The 18,580-nt window shown below is 59.6% G+C and carries 13 protein-coding genes and 3 pseudogenes; 6 read left to right on the forward strand and 10 right to left on the reverse strand.

Annotated features, from left to right (window positions below; all coding sequences use genetic code 11):
- Positions 1-355: 355 nt before the first annotated feature.
- From tnpC to QM789_RS15010, 6 genes are all read right to left on the reverse strand, one after another.
- Positions 356-1,999: an IS66 family transposase gene (tnpC, locus tag QM789_RS14985; RefSeq protein ID WP_420352664.1), complete on the reverse strand. Its 1,644-nt coding sequence runs from the start codon at positions 1,997-1,999 to the stop codon at positions 356-358.
- A 184-nt stretch (positions 2,000-2,183) separates the two neighbouring features.
- A complete protein-coding gene (locus QM789_RS14990) occupies positions 2,184-2,426 on the reverse strand; it encodes a helix-turn-helix domain-containing protein (RefSeq protein WP_420351324.1) in 243 nt (80 codons plus the stop codon).
- A gap of 316 nt (positions 2,427-2,742) precedes the next feature.
- Positions 2,743-2,904, reverse strand: coding sequence for a hypothetical protein (locus QM789_RS14995; RefSeq protein WP_420351323.1), 162 nt, complete (start codon positions 2,902-2,904; stop codon positions 2,743-2,745).
- A gap of 154 nt (positions 2,905-3,058) precedes the next feature.
- A complete protein-coding gene (locus QM789_RS15000; protein ID WP_420351322.1) occupies positions 3,059-3,223 on the reverse strand; it encodes a hypothetical protein in 165 nt (54 codons plus the stop codon).
- A 69-nt stretch (positions 3,224-3,292) separates the two neighbouring features.
- Entirely contained in the window at positions 3,293-4,621 is a 1,329-nt protein-coding gene (locus tag QM789_RS15005; RefSeq protein WP_420351321.1) for an HlyD family type I secretion periplasmic adaptor subunit, read from the reverse strand.
- Positions 4,618-6,318 carry a type I secretion system permease/ATPase gene (locus QM789_RS15010; RefSeq protein ID WP_420351320.1) on the reverse strand — a complete coding sequence of 567 codons (1,701 nt, stop codon included), beginning with the start codon at positions 6,316-6,318 and terminating at the stop codon, positions 4,618-4,620. The genes QM789_RS15005 and QM789_RS15010 overlap by 4 nt, the downstream gene beginning before the upstream one ends.
- Before the next feature lie 393 nt (positions 6,319-6,711).
- On the opposite strand from QM789_RS15010, the pseudogene QM789_RS15015 reads away from it, so the two are divergent.
- Positions 6,712-6,867: pseudogene (locus QM789_RS15015) on the forward strand (transposase domain-containing protein); the annotation flags it as partial.
- Positions 6,868-7,087: 220 nt separating this feature from the next.
- Here the strand turns inward: QM789_RS15015 and QM789_RS15020 are convergent.
- Positions 7,088-7,300: pseudogene (locus tag QM789_RS15020) on the reverse strand (IS5/IS1182 family transposase); the annotation flags it as partial.
- Between the two features lie 121 nt (positions 7,301-7,421).
- On the opposite strand from QM789_RS15020, the gene QM789_RS15025 reads away from it, so the two are divergent.
- From QM789_RS15025 to QM789_RS15045, 5 genes are all read left to right on the forward strand, one after another.
- Entirely contained in the window at positions 7,422-7,778 is a 357-nt protein-coding gene (locus tag QM789_RS15025) for a hypothetical protein (RefSeq protein ID WP_420352665.1), read from the forward strand.
- Positions 7,759-8,046 carry a hypothetical protein gene (locus QM789_RS15030; RefSeq protein WP_420352666.1) on the forward strand — a complete coding sequence of 96 codons (288 nt, stop codon included), beginning with the start codon at positions 7,759-7,761 and terminating at the stop codon, positions 8,044-8,046. The genes QM789_RS15025 and QM789_RS15030 overlap by 20 nt, the downstream gene beginning before the upstream one ends.
- The gene (locus QM789_RS15035; RefSeq protein ID WP_420352667.1) at positions 8,043-9,656 is read left to right on the forward strand and encodes a Hint domain-containing protein; all 1,614 of its coding nucleotides are present in this window, start codon (positions 8,043-8,045) and stop codon (positions 9,654-9,656) included. The genes QM789_RS15030 and QM789_RS15035 overlap by 4 nt, the downstream gene beginning before the upstream one ends.
- Positions 9,625-13,716: a hypothetical protein gene (locus QM789_RS15040; RefSeq protein WP_420352668.1), complete on the forward strand. Its 4,092-nt coding sequence runs from the start codon at positions 9,625-9,627 to the stop codon at positions 13,714-13,716. Before QM789_RS15035 ends, QM789_RS15040 begins: the two co-directional genes overlap by 32 nt.
- 293 nt (positions 13,717-14,009) lie before the next feature.
- Complete coding sequence (locus tag QM789_RS15045) at positions 14,010-15,356, forward strand: IS5 family transposase (protein WP_420351339.1); 1,347 nt, start codon at positions 14,010-14,012, stop codon at positions 15,354-15,356.
- A gap of 199 nt (positions 15,357-15,555) precedes the next feature.
- On the opposite strand, the gene tnpB is transcribed toward QM789_RS15045, so the two are convergent.
- The 3 genes and pseudogenes from tnpB to QM789_RS15060 form a co-directional block, all read right to left on the reverse strand.
- Entirely contained in the window at positions 15,556-15,906 is a 351-nt protein-coding gene (gene tnpB, locus QM789_RS15050; RefSeq protein ID WP_420352669.1) for an IS66 family insertion sequence element accessory protein TnpB, read from the reverse strand.
- 44 nt (positions 15,907-15,950) lie between these two features.
- Positions 15,951-16,139, reverse strand: a complete 189-nt coding sequence (locus tag QM789_RS15055; protein ID WP_420352670.1) for a hypothetical protein — start codon at positions 16,137-16,139, stop codon at positions 15,951-15,953.
- Between the two features lie 1,326 nt (positions 16,140-17,465).
- Positions 17,466-18,308: pseudogene (locus QM789_RS15060) on the reverse strand (IS5 family transposase).
- Positions 18,309-18,580 lie beyond the last annotated feature (272 nt).

The raw sequence follows: 18,580 nt of genomic DNA on the forward strand, positions 1-18,580 counted from the left end.
CCCGGGAGCCTTCATGGGTTTAGATATTCTCCATGAAAACAGGAGGTCCGAGGATCGTCACCGCGATCCCGAGCTTTTCGTGAAACGCGCGAATGACCGCCGCTTCAGCGGTTTCGTCGAACGCAACGGAGCCGCCAAGGGGCGAACACCTTTCACACGGCACGCATCGTCCAGCACTTCGGCGACCATCACGCCAGTGCAGACCGAGAGCTTTGAAGCGAATTATGGGTGCTGGGCGCCACGTTGACATGGGCGCTGGCGGCACCCACAGCAACAGGCGCTTCGCGCCCGAACCACACTGGCGACGTGTCGAGAATTTCCGGAGGCAGGGACCAAGTGTCGCCTGGCCCAGCTCTTATCGGGTTCTCGGTACGTCAATCCGGCAGCTCAGCGGCGCTTTCCACGGCAGAAGCTCGGCATATTCAGCGCGCGGCTTCCTGGCACGCACCTGTTCCAGCACCCAGACGAGATAGCGGTGTGGATCGACCCGGTTCAGTTTGCAGGTCTGAAGCAGGGACGAGGTAATTGCCCATGCTTCGCCACCTTCGTCACTCCCGATGAACAAGGCATTGTTGCGCAGCAGGATCGTTTGCTTGAACTGCCGCTCGACGGGGTTGTTGTCGAGGTCGACATAGCCGTTCTCGACGAAACGGGTAAGGCCGGTCCAACGGTCCTGGACATAGCGAATGGCTTTACCCATGTCGGTTTTCCCCAGATAGTTGCTTTCGAGCTCTTTGAGCCGGGAGTCGATACGATTCAGGATTGGCACTGATTGTCGTCGCCTGATCTCGGCGCGAACATCAGGCGCTTTACCGTTGATCGGTTTCTCGATTGAATAAAGTTCCGCGATCAAATCAACGATTTCCACCGCGTGCGGAGATTTCTCCGCCTTGAGTTCGTCCATGAATAATCGCCGGACGTGCGCCCAACAATCAACAGACATGATATTGACATAGGGTGTATCCAGACGGCCCAGATGGCCATATCCCCGATAACCATCATGATGAACGATCAGGCTCCTGTCGGCGAGCAACTGATTGATATTGTACATCGCTCGCGTCCTGCGCGACAAATAGACAGTTCCTGGCGGGAGATTTCCGCCAAAGGAACGATCATCGCGGTGGAGAGCATACATGTAGCTGGTTCGCGTTTTGCCGTCTCCGGGCGACAGCTGTTTGACGGTTGTTTCATCCATAAAAAGACGCGCCGATTGCGCCAGAAGATTTTCCAGCATGAGATCATAGATCGGCTTGAAGGCCTCAAGCGCCACTCGGCCGGCCCAACGCACCATGGTCGAGCGCTGGAAACGGAAACCCTGCGCTGCCATGATCTGTTCCTGGCGGAACCATGGCAGATACCACGCATAACGCAGGCAGATGATTTGGGCGAGAAAACTGGTGCTCATGCCCGTTTGCGCAAGAACCCTCGCTTCAAAGCGGGTGCCGATGAGCCGATCCTCCTTGCGGCAGCGATACCGGGCGTATTTTCGTACGGCGACGTAGTATTGAGCGGGAATGCACTCAACAGTGCGGTCAATGTCATAGCCGCGAATACCTCCACCGCAGCCACAGGGGCAGGTTCGGTCTGGCGTTTCGATCAGGATTTCGCGCTCTTCCACACCGGGGCCGAAGGTTTTGGGCGCTCGGCCGCCGCGATAGGCATTAGCCCTTCTGGCCGCTTTCGCGATGGCGGTGGTCTGCGTGGGTTCCGCGTGAGGCGCCTCATCTGCGACGGGGGTATCCTGGGGCACTTCAGCAATGTCGGTTTTCTGGGGAGGACGGTCCGCCGTAGGGCTGTAAAGCCTGTGATTTGCCTTCTTCAGCGCTTTTCGGAGCGATTTCACTTCGGCAGTAAGATGGGTAACACGGGCGGATGCCTTGAGTAGATCCCCTTCAACCTGTCGCCACAAGTCCTTGAGGCGACGCGATAATTCCGCCCCCGTCTGCCCGTCCAGCAGAACCTCAACGTCGTTGCAAATACTTTCGATGCTATTAGACATAGCCCGTCACCCGCCGACTTGCGGCGTTGCCAAACGAAAAGCCGAAACCCGCCACGCACCTCCAAGGCACATGGGTGTTGACTTCATTCCTATGCGGGGGGATGATCAGGATATCGCAGGCAGCGATTTTATGGGCTCGGGTAGGCGCCAGCCTCCCGGGCTCAACCTTTTCAGGGCCCGGTTTCTAGATCAGGGCATCGCCGCCTCCCTGTGCCGACTGGTGGCGATCAGGAAAAGTAACCGAAGGCTTTTCGCCAAGCGCTTTAGCTATGGCAGCTTCTATCCGCGCCGAACGCCGGTAACCCTGAGAAACGATAGTCACCGATGTATGGGATAGCCCCAGCTCACGCGCGATCGCCGACAGTGAGCTGCCCGCGACCCTCAGTCGTGCTTTCCGATATTCATGCTGCTCGATGTTTATGAACATCAGTGGTCCACCTTTGAAACCTTGTGGGAATCATGTGGCGGATAGGAGGGAGCTGTCAAAGCCTTTGATTCTGCTAAGGATTTATGGAACGCTTTTTGGAATTATTGCTTTTTGCTATTCGCAGAGAAAGGCAGGAAAATCAAAATGATGGATTGGCGACAGATTAGATATAACGTATTGAAAAAACGTATTTTTCAAACGTAGAGGCAAGATATTCAATACCATGCGCCACAATGCGACAATTTGCCACATACGAGGCGCGATGCTTCAACACATAACGCGTTTAGCCGTGCCGGAAATACTATGGGCGTCAGTCTCAGCCCAAAGCTACCGGTTGGTTATTGCGGCGCAGCACCCGAAACCGGTCATTCGTGCCCGCCGCAGCATCCCCCGCGCTGAACAGGTCGCGGTGACCGATCTTTTTGCAGACACACGCCATCCCACGCACCAGGATCTTCCCTCGGAGCAGGGCGAGCATGATGAGGAACCTGCACCAGAACGGCGCGGACTGACGGTGCAGCGCAGGATCTGCCCCGCCCACATGCCGATCAGCGCCGGAGCCTTGGCCAAATCTGGTCGACCAGCCAGGCTTGGTGCGATGCCAAGGCAACTATCAGGGCAATGGTCGACGCCTAGGCCAGATCGTCCTTCTCCAGCTTGGGCGCCTGCATGTAAGGAACGGCGGGGATGACGAAAACGTCGGTCGCCCCTGCAATCACCCCGGCGATCAGCCCCGCCAGCAGCTGCCAAAAATTGGTAACCATGGATGGAACAATCAGCAGGCTCGCCGCCGCCAAACGCCCCTTCTGCCCGCGCCCGCGAGGTCGCGCCAGAGCCCGTGCCATCTGAAAATCTCGCTTACCTCTTTACCCTTCTCTCATGGCTTTATTGAAGTAATCCGTGATCGGCTTGAGGAGATAGGCGATGGGGCTTCGGGCGCCGGTCTGGATATAGACCTCCACGGGCATTCCGGGGATCAGGGTCTTGTCGGCCAGCTTCTCTTTTTCGCCCGCCAGCAGGGTCACCTCCGCGGCGTAATAGGTCGCGCCGGTCGCCTGCTCCGTCAGCACATCGGGCGACACCTTCGTCACCCGCGCCGACAGGTCCGGGATCAGCCGGCTGGAAAAGGCCGGAAGGCGCAGCGTCACGTCCTGGCCGATCGTCACCTCGTCGATGTCGCCCGGCGCGATCCGCGCGCTCACGACCAGCGCGCGGTCCTGCGGGACCAGATACAGCACCGGCTCCGCCGGTTGCAGCACGGAGCGCGGCGCCTTGACCTCCATCGCATGCACGATCCCCGAAACCGGCGCCCGCAGGTCGAGCCGCGCGATCTGCTCCCGCAGGGCGCGCCGCCGCTCCGTCAGTTCCAGCACCTTCGGGCCGATGTCGCGCAAGGCGGTCTCGGCTTCCTCCCGGCGGACGCTTTCCAGCCGCAGCCGCTCCAGCGCGATCTCGGTGATCCGGCCTGCGTGCTGCGCCCGCAGGGCCTGCAATTCCCCCACCCGGCCCGACAGCGACGCCGCCTCGCGCTCCAGCGCCAGCACGCGGCTGGCCTGCGCTAACCCCTTCGCCAGAAGCGAACGCTGGTCCGTCAGTTCCAGCCCGATCAGCCGGTGCTGCTCGACCAGCGCGGCCAGCTGGGCATCGACCCCGGCGATCTGGCTCACGGTCTGGGCGCTGCGCTCGTCCAGCTGTTCGAGCGTCCGCGCCAGGGTGTCCAGCCGCGCCGTGAACAGCCGGTCCTGCCCCGCCATCAGCGCGCTCACCCGGCCATCGGATGGCTCCGCCAGAAGGTCCGCCGGAAACACCACCCGCTCCGCCCCGGAGCGTTCCGCCTCCAGCCGCCCGGTCCGCGCGAGGTGCTCGAACAGCTGCCCCTCCGTGACCGACAGCTCCGCCCCGGGCATCACCCCATCCAGCCGGATCAGCGGCTGACCCGCCGTAACCAGATCGCCGTCATGGACGAGGATTTCCGCGACGACACCGCCATCGGGATGCTCCACCACCTGGCGGCTTTGCTCCACTTCGACCTGCCCGCCCGCGACAACCGCCCCCGAGATCGAGGAAAGCACCGACCAGCCGCCGAAGCCCGCCACCAGCACCGCCACCGCGGCATAGCCGAGCGCGAGCGACCCGCCCGCCGGACAGGGGGGCGTCTCCGGCCCGGCGTCGGCCCGGTGCTGCGCCCCCGTCATGCCACGCCTCCCGGGCCCGGCGCCCGCACGAGCTGCCCCGCGTTCTGCGCCACCGCCCGCAGCACCTCGTCGCGTGGACCGAAGGCCCGGCGGATCCCGTCCTCCAGCACCAGCAACCTCTCGCATTCCGCGATCCCCGATGGCCGGTGCGCCATGACGATCACCGCCCCGCCCCGGGCCTTCATCGCCCGGATCGCCTGGTTCAGCGCCACGGCGCCGTCATTGTCCAGATTGGCGTTGGGTTCATCCAGCACCAGCAGCAGCGGATCGCCGAACAGCGCCCGCGCCAGGCCGATACGCTGGATCTGCCCGCCGGAAAGCCGGCCCCCCGCCTGGGTGACGCGGGTGTCGTAGCCGTCCGGAAGCTCCAGGATCATCCGGTGCGCCGCCGCGCGCTCCGCCGCCTCGACGATCGCCCGGTCCTCCACAGCCCCCGACAGCCGCGAGATGTTCTCCGCCACGGTGCCATCGAACAGCGCCACCCGCTGCGGCAGATAGCCGATATAGCTGCCCAGAACGTCCGGATCGTAGTGATCCAGCGTCGCCCCATCCAGCCGGACCTGCCCGCCGCCCACCGGCCAGAGCCCGCAGATCGCCCGGGCCAGGGTGGATTTGCCCGACCCCGAGGGCCCGATCACGCCGACCGCCTGTCCGGGCTCCACCCGGAAGGACACCATCCGCACGGTGGCCAGCTTCTCCCCCGGCGGGGCCACCGTCAGCTGATGCACCTCCAGCAGCGCCCGCGGTCTGGGCAGGGCGGTCCGGGCCGGTTCGCGCGGCACCCCGGACAGCAGTTGCCCGAGACGGGTCCAGCCCTCCCGCGCCCGCTGCACCATCGGCCAGCCCGCGATCGCCTGTTCCACCGGCGCCAGCGCCCGCCCCATCAGGATCGAGGAGGCGATGATCCCGCCCGCCGTCATCTCGCCGCGCAGCACCAGCCAGGCCCCGAGCGCCAGCATCGCCGATTGCAGGAACAGCCGGAACGTCTTGGTGAGGACCGAGAACGCGCCGCCCCGGTCCGTCGCCGTCAGCCCGTCGCGCAGCGCCCTGACCCGGGCCGCCTGCCAGCGGCGAAACGCCCGCGCCCGCATGCCGAGCGCCTGGATCAGCTCGGCCTCGTCGCGCATCTGATCCGACAGCCGCTCCGCGGCCATGCCGGAGGCCGAGGCGGACGTCAGCGGCCCCCGCGTCAGGGACTGGTTCATCAGCGTCACCACCATCAGCACACCGCCCCCGGCAACGGCCAGCCAGCCCAGCCACGGATGCAGCACGAAGATCGCCACCAGGAAAATCGGCGCCAGCGGCGCATCGAACACCGCCAGAAGTACCGGCGAGGCCGCCAGCTTCCGGATCGCCTCCAGATCGCGCAACCCGGCCGCGGCCGCGGGATCGCCGGGCAGCTGCGCCTGCCGCCGCAGCATCGCGCCGAAGACCCGCGCTTCCAGCCGCGCCTGAAGCCGCGCGCCGATCCGGGCCATGACCCGCGACCGCGCCAGGTCCAGAAGACCCAGCATGACGAACAGGAACACCACGATGCCGAACAGCGCCACCAGCGTCGCTTCGGACCCCGACCCCAGAACCCGGTCATAGACCTGCAACATGAACAGCGGCCCGGTCAGCATCAGGAGATTGACGAAGACACAGAAGATCGCGACCGACAGAAACAGCCATCCGCTCTCCCGGCACGCTGCGGTCAATTCACCCGTTCCCGGAGAAATTCGTTTTGCCAAATCACACCACAAGAAAACCGCCAGGGCGGGGATGCAAAGGAAGATCAAGTTGCCTTGGACCCGCCGTATCGGGAGATGGGAAAACGAACCCTGTCTGCGAACCGGCCAGCCACGCGCAAGATCTGCACATTCACTGCGCCCCTGTCCACGGCAATCTCGGGTCGCGAAGACAAAAATACCGCAAAAGACGCCCCCAAAACGCACAACCGCCTCATCCAACCACAAAGGTGCCGCGTGACAAACAGGATGAGACGGAACGCCGAAGGCATGCCTCCGGCCGGGCTACGCCCTCCCTCCGACACGCACCCGGCGCTTTACCTGATTTTCCGGGGCCCGTGATCGCGGCCGGCCCGTTACGTTGGCAATGTTCTGGCTACCATCGCAACTCTCTTGCAGACCTGCCGGATGAACAGCGCCGATCCGACCGCCTGGCTCAGCCAGACCCTCACCCGCATCGCAAACCAATGGCAGAGCGCCAATATCGACGCCCTTATGCCATGGAATTACAAAGCCTGAACGGGCCAGGCTCCCTGCTTATCTTGGAGCGACCTTCGGGATGGAAGCCTCGCCGACCGCATGATTCAAACCGCTTCGCTTGCCTGGCCGCAGGCTCTCGAGATCCCGAAGGGACGCGTGTCGTGGCCAAGGCCATCGCCAGCCATGCCTGAGCACGCTTGCACGCGGCGGTGTTGCAGAAAGGCGGCCTGAGGCGTGACTGTCCCTTTCCCCTTCGGTTTCAGTCCACGCGGACGATCCCGGCGGTGCCGAGGGCATTGAAGCGGTTCATGAGGGCGAAGCGGATGTGGATTGCGGCGATCTGGCGGTCCGGGTCTCTTGCGATGATGCGCTCGCCGAAGGGCCTGAGGCAGCGCATCCTGGCCTCGGCTCTGCTTCGGGTGCGGTATCCCGTCCATCGCTTCCAGAACGTTCGACCGTAGTGCCGCGTTGCGCACCGGGGCGGCCGACGCCGCTCGATGGCAGACGCGAACTTCAGACGCCATTTCCCCGCTTTACAGTTTCGATTGCGGATGGCCTACAAAACGCAACACGCCCCTTTTCGAACGCCCTGCATGACCCACGAATCACCCGATGCGGCACCAAATCCCCCCAACAATCCTGTGGGCGGAAAAACAGTTGCGGAGATCCTGGGCGAGATCACCTGGCTGATGACGCAAGACCCCGTGGGCTGCGAAATGAAGGTGGCTGAGATCGAGGCGCTGGTCATACCCGCGATCCTGGCGCGGCGGTTCCACATCAAATACGCGCAGGTGGCGGATATGCGTCGACCGGGAGCGACGACGCTGCAGCCGGTAGAAGTCAGCATTTTTTCGGCTCAGGAATATGGCGGAAGTTCGGATCAAGCTTTGAGGCCAATAACCACCTTCGCACTGCAACGCGAGAAAAACAATGACAAAGCAAGATCCTGAATTGGTCCAGCGCGTCCTGAAGGCAGTCAAGGCTGATCACGATTTTTGGAGGACCTATGTGCATGCGGTCAAGGCAGCGGAAGGACTTGATGCCGACTTCCCGGAGAAGGATTTCGACGGCCCTGTCGGCAAACTCCACATGCTTAACGCGCGAATGCAAGAGGCCGGCATAAAGCAAGAGCCGAAGCTGGCAACAGACTTTTCACTTCTAAGAGATTTTTTGTACCTGGCATTCGAAACGGCTTCATGCGCTGGAGAAAATGAATGACAACTGCGCTCGACTTGGCTCCTGACAACTTTGCTGTGATTATCGATGCCAGTACCCTCGCAAAACTTGGGCGCATGGGTACCGATGAATTTGGATTCCTCAACTCTATCTTCGCGTCAAATCGCGAGATTTACGTAACTGGAACAATTCTGAGGGAGCTTCTTGCTGCCCCACCGAGTGCCACCGGCAGTGCTCGCGCCGTGCGCTGGATATTGGAAAATTACGATAGCGGCAACATCCATGTGGTTGGGGCAGCGCCGAGCCAAGTGCCACCAAATAGCGATTTGGGCGAAATTTCAATTCGAGACTATGTGACGAGCCACCCGAACATAAACTTTGTCGTCGTGACCGATGATGCTCGGGTAATCAACGACCCGTTACTGCTTGGCGATTTTGGAAATGCCCCTACCACTGCATCGCTGACCGTTTTCTTTTTGCAAGATATGTTTTTCTCCGGAGGTCTCTCGGTTTTTGATTTTGGTCGCGCGTTAATCGAAGCTTCTGGCCTGCCAGAAGGAAGCTCCCTCGCGCAAATTTCCCAAGTGACCGAACAATATGCGTGGCTCACCGATTTCGCGACTGGACAACCAGTTTTGGTGACAAGCCGAAATGGATCAATTTCATTTGAAATTGAACTACTTGCAAACGGATCTGTTCGTGTAACTACCGCGACTGAAAGTGCAACGATTAGCCCAACGGAGCGCTTTTATGTGAACGATTCTGGGCATATCGAGCGCAATCCCGACTCGATAGCTGAAGTGCTCGGTAAAGATTTCTGTTTTATTCCCGGAACGTTGATTTCTACGCCAACTGGCACAGCCGAGATTAATTCCCTCCTTCCCGGCGACCTTGTGCTCGCCTTCGACCCTTCGGCCGATCTCGGTCGGGGGGCCTTGGTGCCAAAGCGGGTGGTGCGTCTGTTTCAGAACGAAACGGAGGAATGGCTGCGGCTGAGCTGGCGCGAGGGCGGCGAGGATCGGGAGCTGACGGTGACGCCGGGGCATCGGTTCCTCGACACGGAGGGGCGTTTCCGGCGGATTGACGAGATCATCGAGGACGCCGCGCCGACCGTGGTGCTGGCCGATGGCGCGCTCGCGCAGGTCCGGGCTGAGCGGATCGTCTGGTCCGAAGCAACCCGACATCTGTTCGAGGAGGTCGAAACCGTAGCGATGGCTGCGGGCGACGGACTGGCGCATCGCACGGGCGGTGCCTGGCGCAGCTACAACTTCGAGGTCGAGGATCTGCATACTTACGTTGCAGGCGGCGTGCGGGTGCACAACGACAGTCAGAAGACTATAGACCTTGCCGAGAACCTCGGTCGCGTTTTTGGCGCCCAGATGGCGAACGTCATTCTGAACGGCGAGAGCCAGTTCACCAAGCTGCTTGGCGGAACCGTTCTGGGAGCGGTCACCGAGAATCTGGCAGAAGTGATCACGAGCACCAGCTATCACATGTTTGACGCGCACAACTTCAGCTTTAACGCGCACAACTTCAGCTTTAAGGAGTCTTTTGCCGATGCGTTGAAGGCGCAGGTGAATAACATCAAGCCTGAATTCGTCGAGAAGCCTTCAAGCGTCCATGGCTTCGCTGATGGTTGCCGAGCTCGGTGAGAAGCTTGGCCTGGAAGGTTTTGGTGCGGACATGTTCGGCACCGTCGGTACGGCCTATGCTGGCTCTCTCTACAAACAACTCGCGAACAGCAGCTATAATCTGAACGCACTCAAATGGGGTGAGGCTTGGCAGGAGGCGTCTTCAGGGCTGTTGCTTGGAAGCTTTTTCGGTTCAGCATTGGCGAGGAAGATCCTGCCGGCGGATGCTCTCGAAGGCTCTATCGGCGGTTCGTTCGGCTCGATCATTGGAACCTCATGGGCAATAGGACAGATCGGCGGCGGTGCCGCAGGGATGCAATCCATGGGGCTGTTGGGCAATCTTCTTGTTCCCGGGGTCGGCGCCTTTGTCGGATCTCTCCTTGGAACTTACCTGGGGAATCTGTTTGGGGATGACCCTGACCCGGGGGCAGATTTCTGGATGTTCGCGGAGAAACAAGGCGAAGTCATCGTTCCGGGCGTGTTCAACTATTACCTATACGCCAGCGCGCGTGACGGTTTCCCGACCGGAACGACGCGTGACCTTGGGCAGGCCGTTCTCGACCTGTCGAAGGACTATATGAGCAATATCGGCGCCTTCGACATGGCGAATGCGCATATCGACAATTTCAAGTTGCCCGCGATCTTTCAGAGTAACGACCCGTATAATCTTGGAAGTAATCCGCTGATCCGGGTTCTTCAGCGAATGAACATTGATTCTGCTGGAAATGGATCTCTTAAGTTTTTCGTCAACGGCCGCAAGGCTGCCTCTGCCGAAGCGATGGTTGACGGCGCCGTGATCGACTTCCTGCGTGACGCCCAGCCTATCGGTGGTGATATTTTCCTGAAGCGTGCTGTTGCGAACTCTACCGGGAACTCATCATTCACCATCGCGAGTGCAATGGCGACCGCGGCGGAATACCTGCGCTATCACGAAAATCGGGAAGTTATCAATGCCCTCATCGCAAGCGCGGCGGACACCGCTTTTGCGGGAAGCTGGGCTTATGTTCTGGCGGGAGCTGAGGGATTGAAGCTCGCGCAAACCAATCAGAGCGACTTTAACGGTGGTCTCGGCGGGTTCGTCGCCTCTCTGATTGATGCGGGTGTCGCGGTTGATTTTTCGCAGGTGACAGTATCGCGGGGCACGGGTGGCAAAATTTTTGTCGATGTCATTGTTGAAGATTCTGCCAGTATTCCGAATTATCTTAACTTGTTTGCGAACGGAGCAAAAATTACATCCCTTAAGGACGGTGCCAGCATACGCTTCTCTTTTGATTCTAACATGGCCGGGGTGGGTTACAAGAACCTGACGACTTCGACACAAGTCGGCACTTCCACGCGATATGCCGTTAATGGGGAAAGCGATGGGCGTGATATATGGATTGCGCCGGATAACAAGAACTATGACTTCAAGGATACAGGCAGCCATACGATCCATGTTGGCGATGCGGAAATAGAGAGCAGCGATGATATCATTTTCGCGGGCGGCGGAGCCGATAGTATTCAGGGGGGAACGGGCTGGGACTGGATTTCAGGCGGCGCCGGTAACGATACGCTCTTCGGAGGTGATCAGGATGATACGATTTTCGGAGGATCCGGTAACGATCTGATTTACGGCGGAAATCAGATGGACTATCTGGAAGGTGGCGCAGGAGCGGATACAATCTGCGGAATTTCGCCAAATCAGAATCTGCCTCCAGAAACGAATGCTACGGATTACGCAATCGCAGGATATAAGACTTCCAATGCAGCGGTTAACATCAATCTGAAAACCGGGAAGGCAACCGGCGGACATGCTACAGGCGACAAGCTCAGCTTCATCATCAAGTTGGTCGGCTCTGACTATAACGACACTCTCGTGGGAGACGATCTTCCCAACTGGCTGGAGGGCGGTGCAGGGGCTGACACTCTCGATGGAGGCAAGAATCCGTCAGGCTCTCCGGATTACGCATCTTACTTTTATGCCACGGCGGGGGTCACCGCTTCTCTTGCCAAGCCGTCGATAAATACCGGCGATGCCGCGGGCGATACCTATATCAGTATCGAGGCATTCGAAGGGAGCAACTTCGACGATATCCTGATCGGTGACAATGGAAGCAACTATCTCTCCGGAAATGCCGGAGATGATATTTTGGTGGCTGGGCTGGGTGCAGATAGCATCAGGGGTGGATTTGGTTTCGACACTATGAGCTACCGAAACCTCAGCTCGGGTATCGTGATCAACCTCGCAAACTGGGCAGCCAGTAGCGCAGTCGTTGCGGATGATGTGCGTTACAACCACACTCAGCCGAGATCAATGGATATCGAGGCCTATGAGGCAACGAACTATAACGACACCATGCTCGGTTCTGCGCTTGATGATATCCTCATTGGCCGCGCAGGACACGATAGTATGGCGGGAGGAGATGGTTCCGACCTATTGAGCGGAGATGACGGTAACGATACGCTTGATGGCCAGAATGGCAACGACACTCTCGATGGAGGAAAGGGGAATGACAGGCTTCTAGGAAGTGCGGGGACCGATCGACTGGAAGGTGGCGCAGGAAACGATCAGCTTTACGGTGGTGACGGAGATGACCTCCTCCAGGGCGGCAGCGGCGCTGATCAATTGGATGGCGGCAAGGGTGTCGATCAGGCGGATTATGGCAACGCTGCATCTGGGGTATTGGTCGATCTGACCAAAGTCGCGAACAATACCGGTGATGCCGCAGGAGATACCTATACAAGCATAGAAAAGATCTCTGGCTCGAATCATAATGATACCCTTCGCGGGAATGCATCCGCCAACACGCTTCTTGGCAGCGCTGGAAATGACTTTTTGGATGGCTACTCGGGGAACGACACACTTTATGGCGGTGATGGAGACGATATTCTTCGGGGTGGAGCTGACAGGCTGGAGGGTGGCGGAGGAACCGATCGGGCTGACTACGGCAATGCAGCTTCCGGTGTTCTGATTGACTTGACCAAGGCTTCGAATAACTCCGGAGATGCTGTGGGCGATATATTCGTCAGTATCGAAGTCATTTCCGGATCGAAGTACAATGATACTCTGCGGGGTGACGCCCGGAGTAACAGCTTGTTTGGTGGTTCTGGAGATGATCGTCTGGACGGCTATGGCGGAAATGACCAGCTTTTTGGCGAGTTTGGAAACGATAAGCTCTATGGAGGAGATGGCAATGATACGCTCCAGGGCGGAGCCGGAGCCGACTATCTCGACGGTGGCGCCGGAACAGATCAGGTCGATTATGGCAATGCGGCGGCCAGGGTTCTGGTTGACCTGACCAAGGCTGCGAACAATACGGGCGATGCGACCGGAGACACCTTCGCAAACATCGAAAATATTCTGGGATCGAATTACAATGACATTCTGCGGGGCGATTCCGGTAATAAAATACTGAATGGTCGCGGCGGTAATGATCAGCTTTACGGTGAGGCTGGCAACGATACGCTGTATGGTGGAGATGGAAATGACAGCCTTCAAGGAGGGACCGGGGCTGATAAGCTGGACGGTGGCGCCAGAATAGATTTGGTGTACTACGGCAATGCCGCGAAGGTGCTCACCGTTGACCTGGGTAACGCCACCAACAACCGGGGAGATTCCGCGGGCGACACTTATGTCAGCATTGAGGGTGTTTCGGGATCGAATTACCATGATGTTCTACGAGGCGATGCGGCAGGCAATATCCTGTTCGGAAAATCCGGAAATGATCTTCTCGATGGGCTCGCAGGGAACGACAGCCTTTATGGCGGAGATGGTGACGATCAATTGAAGGGAGGCGATGGAAACGACATTTTCGACGGTGGGAAGGGAAGTGACTATTATCTCGGAGGGAAAGGCGTTGACACCTTCGTCTTCCAAACCGGCAGCGGGAAGGACACCATCGGTGATTACACCGATGGATATGACAAGATCAAGTTCTCGACGGCTGGAGTGAAATTTTCTGATCTCCACATCTCGCAATACAACAGTGGAGGCAAAACTGGGGTCCTCGTGGACTATGGATCGGCGACGGATACCATCCTTCTGGAAAGTACGGCCCTCAAGGTGGCGGATCTGACGGCTTCGGATTTCATATTCACCTGAACAGAACAAGCGGGCAGCTGCGCGGCTACCCGCTTGTTTCATGCCACAAAAGCGGAACACCATTTACACCCGAACAATTTGCTTCGGCATGATCTGAGAGGCAAATGAGATCTGGCACAGGCCGACCATCCCCGAACCAATGGTCGAGTTGAGCGGATGAACCGCACGCTCAAGAGTCGGCTCTGAACAACGCGGAACACATTGATTTTGCGTTGTTATATTGCTGTTTTGTTGGCATCAGATTGCAAGGTTTCGTAATCTGGCCCCAGAAACCCTGCAAATTCCGATCGCCCATGAAGCCCCATTCCCGCGCCCCCGAACAGAATGATCTCCTGCGCCCCAGGCTGGTGGACATAATCGATGCCCGCCACGAATTGGTGAAGCTCGCCGCCCTGATCGACTGGGAGTTCTTCGAGCGGGAATGGGCCGGGTTCTTCCCCTCGAAGACAGGCCGTCCGGCGACCTCGCCACGCCTGATCGCCGGGCTGATGTATCTGCAGCACGCCTTCAAGCTGTCGGACGAGGCGGTGGTCGCCCGTTGGGTGGAGAACCCCTACTATCAGCATTTCACCGGTGAGACCTTCTTTCAGCACCGCCCGCCGATCGATCCCTCATCACTGGTGCGCTGGCGCAAGAGGATCGGTGAAGAAGGCGTCGAATGGCTGCTGACCAAGACGATCGAAGCAGGCCGCAATTCTGGGACGATCACGGACAAGGCGCTGAAGCGGGTGGCGGTCGATACCACCGTGATGGAAAAGAACATCGCCCATCCTACGGATGCCCGGCTTTACGAGCGGGCCCGGGCCCTGCTGGTCGGCTTGGCGAAGAAGGCCGGGATCGATCTGCGCCAGAGCTATGCCCGTCTTGCACCGCGGCTGGCCATCCAGGTCGGGCGCTACGCCCATGCCCGCCAGTTCAAACGCATGCGCAAGGCGCTGCGCCGGCTCAGGGGGTATGTCGGCCGGGTGCGCCGCGATCTGCGCCGTCACCTGCAGGACATCCCGCAAGGCCCCCTGCACGAGAAGGTTCTGGACGCGCTCTGGCTGGTCGGGCGCCTGCTGGAACAGGGGCCGAAGAGCCGCGACAAGCTCTATTCCCTGCATGAGCCCGAGGTCGACTGCATCTCAAAGGGCAAGGCCCGTGTGCGCTACGAATTCGGCACCAAGGTCAGCCTCGCCACCACCCTCGACAGTGGGTTCGCCGTCGGCGCCCGCAGCTTCGCGGGCAATCCCTATGATGGTCACACCCTGGCGCCGGCGCTGGAACAGGTCGCCATCCTGACCGACCAGGTGCCCGATCTCGTCGTCGTCGACCGCGGCTATCGCGGCCACGGCGTGAACAGCACCAAGGTCCTGATCAGCGGCCAGCGGCGCGGCCTAACGCCATTACTGGCCAAACTCCTGAAACGGCGCAGCGCCATCGAGCCCGAGATCGGTCACATGAAGATGGACGGACGCCTTGCCAGATGCCCCCTGAAAGGCCGTATCGGCGATGCGGTCTTCGCCGTTCTCTGTGCCTGCGGCCACAACATCCGCAAAATCCTGACCCATCTCAGGGCCATTGCGTCCCTCGTCATCCGACTCATACTCTCCATCATCGTGGTTGCTGACAGCTCTCTTTGCAAACCCTGCGCGGCATAAACGCGTTGTTCAGACCTGACTCGAGAACGCGACTGTCAAGCGCTTCCATTATGACAGCCACGACCAGCTCGGCGCACATGGCGGCCAAAACTCCGAACGAGGGATCAAGACCGGCGGAATCTCGCGTCATACGAATACGTCTGCAAGATCTGGGCAGATCCATCCTAAATCCGATCCACCAGAATCCGAGATTGAACATCTAGGCCTGCACAGGTCCCGGTTGCACGCGGGCTCTTATCCGGGTCCAGTCCAATCCCTCGAAGAGCGCTTCGAATTGCGATCGGGTGAGGGAAATCACTCCATCACGGGCCCTCGGCCAAGAAAAACTCGTTCCCTCGATGCGTTTGCAAACCAGTACCAGCCCAGTTCCATCCCAGACGACAATCTTCAAACGATCTGTGCGCTTGGCCCGAAAAACAAAAATGGCTCCAGAAAACGGATCGAGATCGCATTCCGCTTGCACGATGGCGGCCAAACCATCCATTCCCTTACGAAAGTCCACGGGCCGGGTGGCCAGATAGATCCTAAGGTTCCCTGAAGGCGAAATCACGAGACATCCCCAGTTGTGTTCATGGCTTTCATCGCCCGAAGGATCTAAACGAGATCGGCGACAGAGTAATCACGAGGAAGCGTAATTTCGGCAATCAGTCCGGAAATGGTGATATGCGCGGGCAGGGCGATCTCAGGAAAAGAAGGTTCCTCATCTTCATGGATGGCAATTTCTGCAAACTGAGCCTTTGCGCGCCATTCCGCCGCAGTTGCGGGCTTGCCTTTGGCCTGCATGCGCCACTGGTATATATAGGACCTCAATACACCACATGTTTTTATGATCTGGCCTGAGGTAAGCTATCCGGCATCTATCTTTTCCAGAACGAAGCGCTTGAACTGCGGTGGCCAGATACGTCGTCCAGCCGGAGTGACTGGGATGGCGAAACCGAAGGCGTGAAGAGGCGGATTTTTCGTTTCTGACATATAATCCTCGCGGGTTGAGAGGAATATATCATGCCTTCAGCGCAGTTTTTAGCCATGACGGCGGGGGCCAGATGCAACGTTTACCCAATATCGCATGCGTAATGGTATGGATCACAGAAATGAAGACGCCCGCTAGATCCCTTTCCGTCAATCGGCTTGAGGGTTCCGGGATTTGTCATGCTGTGCTTCCGGGCTGTTGAGGCAACTATGGGGGTTCGAGATGGGCTGGCCGCATCCGATGGAATTTCGGACGCGGGTCGTTGCATCTTTTGACGAGGGGCCCGGGCATCGCACTTCTGTGTTTCACCGAAATTCGTCAACGATCTGTTCAAGTTGCGGCGTGAAACCGGATCGCTGGCGCCGCGGGGGGCCAGGCAACGGCTGCGGGCTGGCGATGTGACGAGCGGGATCACGCTTGATAAGTTGGCAGCAGAGTTCTCCGAGACCTATGGCAGCCCCGTCTGGCCGGTCCTGCGCGGCCTCGGGCTGATGCACAAACGACCTGCAAGCGCTTGAGCAGAAGCGCAAGGATGTGGCCGATCCACGGCGCATCGGGATCGCGGAACGTCAGCCATGCATATCCATACCATTGGAAAGATTGCCATTTACAGACGAGATCTCCGTCAAGACCCACCTAGCCAAGCCCGTCCGTTGGGCGCCCTGCGGCCAACGCCTTGTCGATCGCGCTCCGTCCGGCCACTGGCCCCACACCTTTGTCGCGGCCTGCGCCATGACCGATGCCCCTTGGGTCATCTACGGAGCGCTGCACGCCGAGATGTTGCCCGTTATATCGTAACCCGGTTGGCGCCGATACGGCGTCCCGGCGATGTGATCATCCTCGACAACTGTCCAGTCCCAAAAGCCCGAAAGCAGCAGGAACCATGCGAGCCGCAGGGGCATGGTTCCTGTTGTTCGGGGAAACCGCCCACCGGGCGCTTTTCTTTTCCCTACAGCCCCGACCTGAACCCGATCGAGATGGCATTTGCAAAGCTCAGCGCCCTGATCCGCAGAACCGCAGCCCAAACCTATGACGAATTGTGGCGCGCTGGCGGCAGGGCATGTGATCTCTTCTCCGAAAAGGAATGCGCAAACTGCTTCAGCCCGGAGGGAGAGGGGCGCGATTGAGCGAAACTCAGTCTAGGTCAGGCCTCCTAACCAATAGGTGACAGTAGCCGCCAAGGCGCAGGCTGAGAGAAACAGGATGGGGCAGCGGTCGTAGCGGGTTGCGATCTGCCGCCAATCCTTGAGGCGGGCGAACATGTTCTCGATCCTGTGGCGCTGGCGGTAGAGGTGCGCGTCGTACGGGATCGGGACCTTCCGTCCGATGCGTGAGGGTATGCAGGGCGAAATGCCCATCTCGATCAGTACGTTGCGGAACCAGCCGGCATCATAACCCAGGTCGGCAAGCAGCACCACAGCCGGAGGGATGGAGGCCAGGAGCGCCCGCGCCCCGATGTGATCCGAGGTCCGGCCCGCCGACAGGAACATCCGGATCGCCTAGGACGTGCAGCTTTGAGTTCAGCCCGCCTTTCGTGCGCCCGATCAGCGCGTCCGCGCCGTCCGATGCGCTTTCAGATGTGTCGCGTCGATCATCACGGTCTTCGGAACCACAGCTTCGGCAGCCAGGCCATCTATTATCCAGGCGGAGACGCCCTGTTCGCGGTCGCGCTCGAACCAATGGCGCGCTGACCGCTCACCTCCATCGCCTCAAGCGTTTGCAAAGCCTTTCGGGAACTTACGCGGCCCCATTGGGGCCACGGTTTCCCTCATGTCGGCGGACCACAAGCCAAGGGCGCGTTCGGCCCGCGCGCTCGAACCAATGGCGTTCGCGGCCTCACTCCACATCAACCCATTGCGTTGAATGAAGATTATGCCGCTCAGCACACGCCGGTCGTCAATCCGCGACCTGCCGCGAGACTTCGGAAAGAACGGCCGCAGCCGCTCCATCTGTGCATCGGTCAGCCAGAAAACCTCGCCCATGATCCCTCTCCAGGTCGGGAGCGTGGAACATGACAACTGCCTGCTTTCGAGGGGATTTATGGGGCCTGCCCCTAGATCGTATTTCTCTCATCCCGCTACATGTTTCCTGCTCCGCCTGCTCCGTGCTTCCCTGTCTGTGAAGCAGATTTGGGGGGGGGCGGATGGGCACGGCGCATCCCATGGCATGCGGGAGCGGGTGGGCGCTTTCGTAGAGGAGGGGGGCTCCCGCTGCGCGGCGGCTGGCCGGTTCCGGGTTTCGGTCAGGTTTGTCA

This window comes from Paenirhodobacter sp. (genome assembly GCF_047600745.1).
Lineage (GTDB): Bacteria > Pseudomonadota > Alphaproteobacteria > Rhodobacterales > Rhodobacteraceae > Rhodobacter.

What these genes read in the sequence shown, in the direction of transcription:
- QM789_RS15035 (WP_420352667.1), top strand. Translation starts at nt 8,043, where the DNA reads ATGACAACTGCGCTCGACTTGGCTCCTGACAACTTTGCTGTGATTATC.
- QM789_RS15055 (WP_420352670.1), bottom strand. Translation starts at nt 16,139, where the DNA reads ATGCAGGCCAAAGGCAAGCCCGCAACTGCGGCGGAATGGCGCGCAAAG.
- QM789_RS15045 (WP_420351339.1), top strand. Translation starts at nt 14,010, where the DNA reads ATGAAGCCCCATTCCCGCGCCCCCGAACAGAATGATCTCCTGCGCCCC.
- QM789_RS14990 (WP_420351324.1), bottom strand. Translation starts at nt 2,426, where the DNA reads ATGTTCATAAACATCGAGCAGCATGAATATCGGAAAGCACGACTGAGG.
- tnpC (WP_420352664.1), bottom strand. Translation starts at nt 1,999, where the DNA reads ATGTCTAATAGCATCGAAAGTATTTGCAACGACGTTGAGGTTCTGCTG.
- QM789_RS14995 (WP_420351323.1), bottom strand. Translation starts at nt 2,904, where the DNA reads ATGCTCGCCCTGCTCCGAGGGAAGATCCTGGTGCGTGGGATGGCGTGT.
- QM789_RS15040 (WP_420352668.1), top strand. Translation starts at nt 9,625, where the DNA reads ATGGCTTCGCTGATGGTTGCCGAGCTCGGTGAGAAGCTTGGCCTGGAA.
- QM789_RS15030 (WP_420352666.1), top strand. Translation starts at nt 7,759, where the DNA reads ATGACAAAGCAAGATCCTGAATTGGTCCAGCGCGTCCTGAAGGCAGTC.
- QM789_RS15005 (WP_420351321.1), bottom strand. Translation starts at nt 4,621, where the DNA reads ATGACGGGGGCGCAGCACCGGGCCGACGCCGGGCCGGAGACGCCCCCC.
- QM789_RS15025 (WP_420352665.1), top strand. Translation starts at nt 7,422, where the DNA reads ATGACCCACGAATCACCCGATGCGGCACCAAATCCCCCCAACAATCCT.